The 11,041-nt window shown below is 70.0% G+C and carries 7 protein-coding genes; 5 read left to right on the forward strand and 2 right to left on the reverse strand.

Annotation, left to right across the window (positions count from 1 at the left end; all coding sequences use genetic code 11):
- Positions 1–232: 232 nt before the first annotated feature.
- Positions 233–454 (reverse strand): helix-turn-helix domain-containing protein, encoded by a 222-nt coding sequence (locus ABD172_RS03785; protein WP_344307098.1) that lies wholly within the window; start codon positions 452–454, stop codon positions 233–235.
- Between the two features lie 173 nt (positions 455–627).
- Between ABD172_RS03785 and ABD172_RS03790 the strand changes: the two genes are divergently transcribed.
- Genes ABD172_RS03790 through ABD172_RS03800 form a run of 3 tightly spaced genes read left to right on the forward strand, consistent with a single transcriptional unit; the run spans position 628 to position 3,136 of the window.
- Positions 628–1,266 (forward strand): CpaB family protein, encoded by a 639-nt coding sequence (locus tag ABD172_RS03790; protein WP_344307100.1) that lies wholly within the window; start codon positions 628–630, stop codon positions 1,264–1,266.
- Positions 1,263–2,618 (forward strand): CpaE/TadZ family protein, encoded by a 1,356-nt coding sequence (locus ABD172_RS03795; RefSeq protein WP_344307102.1) that lies wholly within the window; start codon positions 1,263–1,265, stop codon positions 2,616–2,618. Before ABD172_RS03790 ends, ABD172_RS03795 begins: the two co-directional genes overlap by 4 nt.
- 59 nt (positions 2,619–2,677) lie before the next feature.
- Positions 2,678–3,136, forward strand: a complete 459-nt coding sequence (locus tag ABD172_RS03800; RefSeq protein ID WP_344307104.1) for a DUF6912 family protein — start codon at positions 2,678–2,680, stop codon at positions 3,134–3,136.
- Between the two features lie 89 nt (positions 3,137–3,225).
- Here the strand turns inward: ABD172_RS03800 and ABD172_RS03805 are convergent, their stop codons facing one another.
- Positions 3,226–3,723 carry a DUF2505 domain-containing protein gene (locus ABD172_RS03805; protein WP_344307106.1) on the reverse strand — a complete coding sequence of 166 codons (498 nt, stop codon included), beginning with the start codon at positions 3,721–3,723 and terminating at the stop codon, positions 3,226–3,228.
- Positions 3,724–3,931: 208 nt separating this feature from the next.
- On the opposite strand from ABD172_RS03805, the gene ABD172_RS03810 reads away from it, so the two are divergent.
- Together ABD172_RS03810 and ABD172_RS03815 are read left to right on the forward strand one after the other, a co-directional pair.
- Positions 3,932–8,833, forward strand: coding sequence for an NAD-glutamate dehydrogenase (locus tag ABD172_RS03810; protein ID WP_344307107.1), 4,902 nt, complete (start codon positions 3,932–3,934; stop codon positions 8,831–8,833).
- Entirely contained in the window at positions 8,830–10,365 is a 1,536-nt protein-coding gene (locus tag ABD172_RS03815) for a sensor histidine kinase (RefSeq protein WP_344307109.1), read from the forward strand. Before ABD172_RS03810 ends, ABD172_RS03815 begins: the two co-directional genes overlap by 4 nt.
- The last annotated feature ends 676 nt before the right edge of the window (positions 10,366–11,041 follow it).

Genomic DNA, 11,041 nt, shown 5'->3' on the forward strand with positions numbered 1-11,041 from the left:
AGCTGATTCCCTCCACCGACGACCACATGAGGGAACGACGCGCACATCCGTCGAGAGGACCGCCACGTAAGTCGGTAACGCCGGGGTGGCCGGACTCGGTGACACGCCCGGGCTGTACACACATTTTGAGCATTCACCCGTGAGAGGAGCGCGGGTGGAGGCGCGTGGGGAAAGCGGAAGCCCCGGACGCCCGTGACGGGCCGCCGGGGCGGGTGTCGGGAGGAAGGAGCGGTCAGATGTCCGCGTTGCCCGCCTCGACCTCGGAGCGGGTCTGTGAGTACATCCGCTGGATGTAGTCCTCGAGTTCGGACTTCTCGACCCGCCACTGGCCGCGTCCGCCGACCTTGATGGCGCGGAGCTCGCCGGACCGGACAAGTGCGCGGGCCTGTGCGACCGAGACGTTGAGGATCTCGGCGACGTCGATGAGCGGTAGGAAGCGGGGTTCGACGACCATGGGAGTCCTTCCGGGTGAGTCTCGTGGGACGCCACGATCTGCGTGGTGATCTCGACGATTGGTGCACTCGTCGGGTATTTTGCTGCTCAATGCTACCACTTGCGTTCGTTTGATCGGCTGGCATCCTCCTGTGATGTTCGTCTCGGCGGCGCCGTGCACGTCGAGGAGAAACCGTGCTGCAGAAATCCCAGGCCCCCGAACCGCGTCCCGCCGACCGTCTGCGCATGCCCCGGTGGCGCGATCCACGCCTGCTCATCGGAATCGTCCTCGTCGTCCTCTCGGTCGTGGGGACGTGGGTGATCGTCGACCGGTCACGCTCCGAGGTTGCGGTGTGGGTCGCGGCGCGTCCGCTCGTCCCGGGCGACGTCATCGGCCCCGGCGACCTCGTCTCGACGGAGGTCGGGCTGCCGGAGGACTCGTCCGCGTACCTCGCGGCCTCGAGTCCCGTTCCCGAGGGCAGCACGGTGCTCGTGCCGGTCGGGCCCGAGGAACTCGTGCCGGCCGCGGCCCTCGGCTCCGCCGAGCACCTCGCCGGCCGCCTCGTCGCCCTCGAGGTCGGTGGGGCAGTGCCGGAGTCGGTCGTGCCCGGAGCCCGGATCGACGTGTGGGCGACGGACCCGCGCGCCGATGACGTCGACCCACGGGAGATCCTCTCCGGCGTCGACGTCCTCGCCGCCGAGCGCGACACGGGCGGGTTCACCGCCGGCGGCGGATCCCGGGTCGAGGTCTTCGTCCCGGAGGACCGCCTCGGCCCGGTGATGGAGGCGATCGCCGCCGAACACCACATCACGGTCGCGGCGGTCCTGCGATGATCGGCGTCGTCGTCGCGGTCGACGTCGAGTTCGAGACCGCAGTCACTGCATCGCTCGGCGCCGCTCCGGGGATCGAGGTCGTGCGTCGGCCCGCCGACGAGATCGAACTGCTCGCCCTCGCCTCCGCGGGAATCGGAGACGTCGTCCTCGTCGGCCGGTGGTTCCCCGGGATCGACGCCGAGGTCGTGGCGCGGCTGCACACCTCCGGGGTCCGCCTTCTCGGGTTCGGCGACGACCGGTCCGGGTTCCGTACCTGGGGCGTCGAGGAGGTCGTGTCGCCGTGGGCCGGTGACACCGCCCTCGCCGAGGCGGTCCATCGGGTGGCCACCGTCGCTCCTCCCGGCGCTGCGCCGGATTCCGGGCCGTCCTCCTCCGTGGAGACGCGGGACGGATCGACCACAGCCGGGGGCGCGCATGCGGGGGAGGGCGCCGACGCGGCGCCCGGCACGGTCGATCGGGCGCCGGCCCCGGTCATCGCGGTGTGGGGGACGGGCTCGGCGCCCGGGCGGAGCGTGCTGGCCGGAGCCCTCGCGCATGTGCTGTCACGGGAAGCCGGACACACGGTCCTCGTCGACGCGGACACGGTGGCCGCTTCCCAGGCGTCGCTGCTCGGACTCCTCGACGAATCGCCGCGGATCGCGTCCCTGTGCCGGGCCGCGGCGGCAGGGACCCTGGGGCCGGGTGCGCTCGTGAACTCCGCGCTCCGGATCGCTCCCGACCTCGACGTCGTCACGGGGCTCGGGCGTGCGGAACGGTGGCCGGAGGTGCGCCCGGCCGTCCTCGGCGAGGTGCTCGACGGGATGGCGGACTGGGCGCGGTTCGTCGTCGTCGACGTCGCGGACCGGATCGACCCGGACGATCCGCTCGCGGACCCGCACTACGACCGTCACGGAGCGACCCGGGCGGTGCTCGACCGGGCGGGCCGGGTCCTCCTCGTCGCCGAGGCGACACCCCTCGGGTTGCAGAGACTCGTGCGGCTGCTCGAGACCGAGCGTGTCCGTGATCTCGGGGACCGTGTCACGGTCGTGATGAATCGGGTGCGGGCCTCGGCCGTCGGGTCGGAACCCGAAAGGCGTATCCGGGCGACGCTCGCCCGGTTCGTGCACGTGCCCCACCTCGTGTGCGTGCCCGACGACCGGGCGCTCGTCGACGAGGCCGTTCTCCTCGGCCGGACGGTTGTCGAACACGCGCCGCGTTCCGCGGTCGCCGGAGCGATCCGGGACCTCGCCCTCGGACTGCCCGAGGTGCCGGTGGAGGCGGGGAGCGACGGGGCGCCCCGGCGCGGGAGGCGTGGTCGCCGGGAATCCGGTCGGGTTCGCTCCCGCCTGCGGGCCGCCGTGCGGGGAGGATGAGCGTCGGGTGGGCGGGTGCCGCCACGAGTGTCCCCGCGTCCCTGGGGGACAATGGGCGCATGACACGAGCGAAGTCCCTCCGCGTTTACGTCCCCGTCCTGCACCGCGATCTCGACGAGGTCCTCACGGGCACCCGGGAGGTCACGGGTTTCGGGCCCGACCGGAACGCCCGCGCTCTCACGGGTGAGGCGCTCGAGGAAGCCGAGTGGTTCGCGCTCGACGTCGCCGCCGGCAGCATCGCCGGACCGGCGGCCCAGGCGCGCAGTCCCCGTTGCGTCGTCGCCTGCGACGCACCCGGTGACCTCGCGGCGACCGCGCTCGTCGACGGCGTCGAGGCCGTCGGGCCGTTCGCGCTCACGGCAGCGGAGGTCGTGAGCTTCCACGTCGACGACCCCGCGGTGACGGACGGCCTGCCGGAGGATCCGGCGACCGCCGCCGACGTCCTCGCGGCCGAGGCCCTCCTGTGGTTCGACGCCACGGAGCTGGAGACCGTCCGCGAGCTGCACGCGCAGAACTGACGGCGCGTCGCCCCGGACGTCCTCGTCCTTCGGCCGCGTGCGCGCCGGAGCGTCGCGATGCCGGGAACGGACTGCCCCCCCGGTCGTGCTCAGGCGTCCGGCGCGGCGAAGCGCTCGAGGCGGTCCACGAGGATGCGCTCGATGGTGGGCTCGAGTGCGGATTCCACCATCGATCCGAAAAGAGGGACGTCGGAGGAGATCCGGGTGATCGCACGGGCGGCCGTGGCCGTCCCCTGCGCCGTGAGCTCGAGCACGATCGAGACCTGTGCGGGTGCGCCGGGCACCTCCGCCTCGATCCGCACGGTGGCCGTGTCGTCGGTGGGGGAGAAGGGCGCGGCGGACACCGATTGCACGAGTGATGCCCCGGCCGGGAGGAACCTCTTCACGGTGTCCGGGAGTGCGTCCCCGGCGAGCGGAGCGCGCACCACGAGCCCGAGTCCGTCCGCGACGGGCCGGGAGACCTCGACCTCGGCGGGAGCCGCCGCAGTGTCCGTGGTGTCGTCGGTCCAGCGTGCGGGGTCCCCGATTCGGGTCATGAGCGAGTGCAGGCCCACGTCGTAGCGACGGCGCAGTTCGATCGTCTTCATGGGACGAGTCTTTCACGGTGCGGTCGACCCCGGAGAGGAATGACGTGTGCGGACTCACACCCTCCGGGGGAATGCCGCGAACAGGAGCCGGGGCATAGGCTTGTCACCGGAGGGGATCGACGGCGATCCCCGGCAACTCGGGTACCGCACCACACCGCACGAGCTGCTGCACCGCACACATCGGAACCGACTACCAGAGGTGACAATCGTGGCCGAGGTCAACAAGACCGCGCTCGCACAGGCATGGGTGGAGGCAACGGGGGAGAACCCACCGGAGAATCTGCTCGACGCGTACTTCCCCCGCGTGGACGAATCGGAACTCGCGGTGCACGGGCCGCAGGTCCTCGCCGCCCAGACGATCCGCCACACCGCACTCGCCGCCCGGTACACCGGCGGCGACGCCCTCATCGAGATCCGCAACCCTGCGGCGGACGACGACGACCACGCCGGCAACCGGACCGTCATCGACATCGTCGTCACCGACATGCGGTACCTTCTCAGTTCTCTCGTGTCCGAACTCAGCCGGACGGGGCTCGCGATCCGGAGCGTCCGCCACCCGATCATGGTCGTGGACCGGAGCGGGGACGGGATGCACATCGTGCCGACCGAGGACGCCCGCGGCGGCACCGAGACCGCCGCGCTCCCGGTGATCTCCGCCCAGCAGCTCTCGGCGGTCGACCCGCACGCGCACGTCTCCCTCGAGTCCTGGATCCACCTCGAGGTCGATCGGGTCCCCACGAGCGAGTTCCCCGCTCTCGAAGCCGGTCTGCGCCACACGCTCGAGTTCGTCGCCGCCGCCGAACACGACCGTGAGGCGATGATCGATCGTGCCCGCTCGATCGCCGCCGAACTGCGGGCGAAGGCGCCCCGCACCGAACTCGCCGCCGAGGCCCGGGAGGCCGCCGACCTGCTCGACTGGCTCGAGGGCCGGTTCGCCTTCATGGGATATCGCGAGTACCGCCTCGAACGGACGACCGAGGGACAGACCCTCGTGCCCGTCGAACAGTCGGCACTCGGTATCTCCGGGCTGCGCGGGACGACGGTGACGCCGCTGTCCCAGGCCGTGGCCTCGAAGACCCTCGAACCGCACGTCCTCGTCCTCACGAAGGCGAACTCCCGGTCGAGCCTCATCCGCCGCGGCTTCATGGACTACGTCGGGGTGAAGACCTTCGACGCCGAGGGCAACATCGTCGGCGAACGGCGCTTCGTCGGCCTCTACACCTCCCGGATGTACACCTCCTCGGTGCTCGACATCCCGGTCGTGAAGACGAAGGTGAAGACGATCCTCCGCCGGTCCGGCCTCGCCCGTGATTCGCACTCGGGCAACGAACTCCTCTCGATCCTCGAGACCTACCCGCGTGACGACCTGTTCCACGCGGACACCGAGGAGATCCTCGACGTCGCGCTCCAGGTCGTCGAGTTCCAGGAGAAGCGCGAGGCGAGCGTCTTCGTCCGCCGCGACCCCTACGAGCGGTACGTGTCCGTCCAGGTCTATGTCCCCCGCGACCTCTACGACACGAACTCCCGGGTCCGCGTGGAGAACGTCCTCCGGGAGGTCTACCGGGCCGAGAGCGTCGACTTCGACGTCCTGCTCACCGATTCCGCCCTCGCCCGCCTCCACTTCGTGGCCCGGGTCCCGCGCGACGAGCTCCTCCCGAGCCCCGACGTGAACGCGGTGATCGCCCGGATCAAGGGCGCACTTCGCTCCTGGCAGGAGGACGTCGCGGAGATCCTCGCACCGTCCGACGACAAGGTCACGGCCGACGCCTTCGACCGGGTCCGCCGCTGGTCGCGTGCGTTCCCGCCCGGCTACGTCGAGAACCACTCGGCGGCCGAGGCCGTCGCGGACATCGCGCGGTTCGAGTCCCTCTCCTCGGATGCGGAACCGATCGTCCGCGTCTACCGCCCGCACGCGGCCGACAACACCGATCTGCGTCTGGCCTTCTACCGGATGGAACCGGCGCTGCTGTCGGACATCCTCCCGTACCTGTCCTACCTCGGGGCGAAGATCCTCGACGAACGCCCCTATGCGCTCGACCTCGCCGACGGCACCCACCGCTACATCTACGACTTCGGACTCGATTTCCCGGCACCCGTCGACGAATCCGACTTCCGCCGCCTCGAGGACGCGTTCATCGCCGCCTGGACCGGAAAGCGGGAGGCCGGTGGCATGGACCGCCTCATCGTCGAGGGCCTGTCGTGGAGGGACATCGCGGTCCTCCGCGCGTTCCTCCATTATCTGAGCCAGGCGAACTTCTCCCTGTCGAACCAGTACATGGGGCAGGTCTTCACCCTCCATCCGACGATCTCTGCCGAACTCGTGGAGCTCTTCCGGACGAAGTTCGACCCGGACCTCCCGGCCGACGTCGATCGTGCCGCCGCGGTCGACGCGCTGCGCGATCGCATCCTCGAGGAGTTGCAGGAGGTCGAGAGCCTCGACGCCGACCGGGTCCTGCGCTCGGTGCTCGCACTCATCGACGCGATCGTCCGGACGAATGTCTTCCAGCCGACGGACGGTTCCCTGCCGCACGCCATGGTGTTCAAGATCCTGCCGGGCGAGCTCGACTTCCTGCCGAAACCCCGGCCGGCCTTCGAGATGTGGGTGTACTCGCCCGAGGTCGAGGGCGTCCACCTCCGCTTCGGTTCCGTCGCCCGCGGCGGCCTGCGCTGGTCGGATCGCCGCGAGGACTTCCGCACCGAGGTGCTCGGTCTCGTGAAGGCCCAGATGGTGAAGAACGCCGTCATCGTGCCGACGGGGGCGAAGGGCGGCTTCTACCCGAAGCGGTTGCCCGATCCCGCGGTCGACCGCGAGGCGTGGGCAGCGGCCGGTCAGGCCGCGTACGAGCTGTTCATCAACGCGCTCCTCGACGTCACCGACAACCGGACGGCCGACGACTCCGTCGTCCATCCCCCGCGCACCGTCGTGCACGACGCCGTCGACCCGTACCTCGTCGTCGCCGCGGACAAGGGCACCGCACGCTTCTCCGACGTCGCGAACGCGATCGCGCGCACGCGCGGATTCTGGCTCGACGACGCCTTCGCCTCCGGCGGTTCGGTCGGGTACGACCACAAGGCCATGGGCATCACCTCTCGCGGTGCCTGGAAATCCGTCGAACGGCACTTCCGGGAACTCGGCGTGAACACGGCCTCCGAGGACTTCACTGTCGTGGCGATCGGTGACATGAGCGGTGACGTGTTCGGCAACGGCATGCTCCGCAGCGAGCACATCCGGCTCGTCGCCGCGTTCGACCACCGGGACATCTTCCTCGATCCGGATCCCGACCCGGCGGTCTCCTTCGCCGAACGCAGGCGGCTCTTCGAGCTGCCGCGGTCGAGCTGGCAGGACTACGACACCTCCCTCATCTCCGCCGGCGGCGGGGTGTTCTCGCGGTCCGAGAAATCGATCGACGTGAGCGAACGGGCGGCCGCCGTTCTCGGCATCCGGCCGGGCCCGCGGACCCCGAGCGAACTCATGACGGCGATCCTCCAGGCCCCCGTCGACCTGCTGTTCAACGGCGGTATCGGCACGTACCTCAAGGCCGAGTCGGAGAGCAATGCGGCCGTCGGTGACAAGGCGAACGACGCGATCCGGATCAACGGCGGCCAGGTCCGGGCGAAGGTCATCGGGGAGGGCGGCAACCTCGGTGCCACCCAGCTCGGGCGTATCGAGGCGGCCCTCGCGGGCGTCAAGCTCAACACGGACGCCGTCGACAACTCCGCGGGCGTCGACTGCTCCGATCACGAGGTCAACATCAAACTGCTCCTGCGGACGCTCATCCGGGAGGGCATCTTCGCACTCGAGGACAGGGAAAAGGTCCTCCTGTCGATGACCGACGAGGTCGGTGATCTCGTCCTGCAGAACAACTACACGCAGAACATCGCGCTCGGCGAGGCACGCGACCGTGCACGGTCGATGACGAACACCCACCGCCGTCTCATGAAGTACCTCGAACGGAACGCGGACCTCGACCGGGTCGTCGAGTTCCTGCCGACGGACAAGGAACTCGACCGGCGGGCCGAGGCGGGCCAGGGATTCACCTCGCCGGAGCTCGCGGTGCTCCTCGCGTACACGAAGATGGACGCCGTCGACCGGATACTCGCCTCGGACCTCCCGGACGAGCCGTGGGTCCAGGAATTGCTCACCGAGTACTTCCCGGACAGCCTCGCGCCGTACTCCGAGCACTTCACGAAGCACCCGCTGCGGCGCGAGATCGCCTCGGTCGTCCTCGTGAACCGGATCGTCGACCGCGGTGGGCTCACCTACCTGTTCCGCATGCAGGAGGAGACGAACGCGGCGATCCCGGACATCGCACGCACCTTCGTCGCGGTGTCGCGGATCTTCGACCTCGGCGAGCACTTCGCGGAGATCTGTGCACTCGACAACCGGGTGCCGACCGAGGTCCAGGTGCGCCTCGGCCACAACTGGGTGCGCCTCCTCGACCGGGCCTCCCGCTGGCTCGTCGGTCAGATCCCGACCGGAATGGACGTCCCGGACGTCGTCGCGCAGTACCGTCCCACCGCCGAGGCGCTCCGCGGCAGCATCGGTCGCCTCACGCGGGGGGAGGACCGGACGGCCCTCGAGGACACCGCCCACGAGTACGTCCGGGCAGGCGTGCCGCAGGACCTCGCGTTCCGCGCGGCCGGGCTGCTCGACGAGTTCGCGGTGCTCGACATCGCGCAGGTGGCCACGGAGTCCGGCGAGCCCGCCGAGGACGTCGCGGAGATCTACTTCGGCGTGACCGATCTGCTGTCGGGACACCGTCTGCTCGGCCTCATCGGAGCGCTCGACCGCCGGACACGGTGGAGCGCACTCGCCCGGGGGGCCCTGCGCGACGACTTCTACCAGGGCGTCTACTCGATGGTGCGGGCGGTCGCGTCCTCGACCGAGAGCGAGAAGGACACCGCCCAGGCACGGGCGGACGAACGCATCGCCCAGTGGCGGGCCCGTCACGACATCGCGCTGCGCTCGGTCCTCGCGACGCTCGACGAGGTCACCGGCCTCGACGTCGTCGACCAGGCGCCGCTCTCGGTGCTCCTGCGGATGATCCGCGGCGTCGTCCGGCAGACCGCTCGGCGCAGCGGCGTCGCACAGTCCGGTGGCACCGCATGAGCCTGCTCTCGGACCTCCTCGCGGCCGAGGGGATCGTCGACGAGGACGACGTCGAATGGCTGCACGTCCTCGTCGGTGACTGGCAGCTCATCGCAGACCTTTCCTTCGCCGACCTCGTCCTCTGGGTGCCGGTCGCCGGCACCGGTGACGGGGCCGGCGGACCGGACGGTGACGGGGAGGGCACGCCGGAGCGTGACTTCCGGGTCATCGCCCACTGCCGACCGACCACGGGGACGACGGTCTACCCGAACGACGAGGTCGGCACCGTCGCGAACACGGAGGAACGGGAGTTCCTCGTCAGGGCGTGGACGGAACGCACGATCGTCATCGTCCCGGAGACGACGACGCCGCTCTCGGGCGCCGAGGTGGTTCCGGTGATCCGGCGCGGCCGCGTCGTCGCGCTCCTCACCCGGCACACCGAGGAGAGCCGCCGCTCCGGTTCCTCGCGCCTCGAGCGCTATTACCGCTCGTGTGCCTCGATGCTCCTGTCCATGATCGCCGAGGGCGCGTTCCCCGATCTCGAGGCGCCGTCGGGCGCTCGACGCGGCGAACCCCGGGTCGGGGACGGGCTCATCGTCCTCAACCGGGAGGGACGGGTGCGTTACGCCTCGCCCAACGGGGTGTCGGTGCTCCACCGGCTCGGGCACGACGGGGAGATCGAGGGACGGTACCTCGCCGAGGTCGTGTCCGCGCTCGTCGAACAGTTGCGCCCGGTCGACGAATCGCTGCCGCTCGTGCTCACCGGTCGCGCTCCGTGGAGGGCCGAGGTCGAGTCCGGTCGGGTGGCGGTGTCCCTGCGGGCGATCCCGCTCGTGCGTGCGGGCAATCGGACGGGGGCGCTCATCCTCGCCCGTGACGTCTCGGAGATCCGTCGTCGCGAACGTGAACTGCTGAGCCGCGACGCGATGATCCGGGAGATGCACCACCGGGTGAAGAACAACCTCCAGACGGTCTCGGCGCTCCTGCGCCTGCAGACCCGGCGGATGGAGAGCCCGGAGGCGAAGGAGGCCCTGCAGGAGGCGATGCGTCGGGTGTCGATCATCGCGATCGTCCACGACACGCTGAGCCAGGGTGTCGAGAGCGAGGTCGACTTCGACGAGATCGTCGACAAGGGTCTGAGGCTCACCCCGGAGCTCTCGTCGCCGCAGGTGCACGTGTCGCTCAAACGGACCGCGAGTTTCGGACAGGTGTCCTCGGCGGACGCGACCTCCCTCGCTCTCGCCCTCACCGAACTCGTCACCAATGCGATCGAGCACGGATTCCCGCTCACCCCCGAGCAGGCGGCTTCGGGGGAGACCCTCGTGGGGACCGTGTGGGTGACCCCGCAGCGGGAGGGCGACCGCCTGCGCGTCGTCGTCGCGGACGACGGAGTGGGCCTCGGCGACGGGGACGGACCTGGGAACGGCCTCGGCACCCAGATCGTCACGACGCTCATCACGAGCGACCTCGCCGGTTCGATCCAGTGGCGCCCCCGCGCCGGAGGCGGGACCGAGGCGATCATCGACGTGCCGCTGCGGCCCGAATCGTTGTGAGGACATCGTTGTGACGACCGGCCGGGGGTAAAGGCCAGAATGTGTGTACAGGATGGCCCGCTTGCCCAGTAACCCGTAGGGCAAAGCCCCTCCGAACATGCCCTGTGAGCATGTTCAGTGCGAGATCCTCGAAATCAACCCCGTCGTGATGTACGTACTGGCACGCCGGAAGTTGCCCCTCGAACCGCCTCAACCCCGTGGTTCCGACGAGGTACGCGCCGGCCCGACCGTCACCCACGGCAGCGGTGTCGATCGCGCGAAGCCGCTTCGACCATCTCAGGTCGCAATCGGGTGCGGTTGCCGCTGTCGAGGTCGCGATCGGTGGTGGAATTTCCGCGAAAACATGCAGACGATCGCGATCTCAACGGGCCCACCACAGGGAATCGCGATCTCGATGCACGGCCCGGCTCACGCGCGCACGAGGAATGCGAAGACCCACCGGGCCGGGCCGCCTCTGACCGCATCCCCCTATCAACTGAGCGATCTGGCACGATCCAGCGGCCCGGATTCGTGCCGAAGTGCGCAGCTGATTCCGGAATCGTGCCGAAGTGCGCAGCTGATTCCCTCCGCCCGCGAGCACATGGGGAAACGATGCGGAATTCGGTCGGGAGGACGGCAGCGGCGTCCGGAAAGGATGGGGCGGCCGGACTCGGTGACACACCCGGGCTGTACACAC

Origin of the sequence: Brevibacterium samyangense (assembly GCF_039529845.1) — a bacterium.
Taxonomy (GTDB): Bacteria; Actinomycetota; Actinomycetes; order Actinomycetales; family Brevibacteriaceae; genus Brevibacterium; species Brevibacterium samyangense.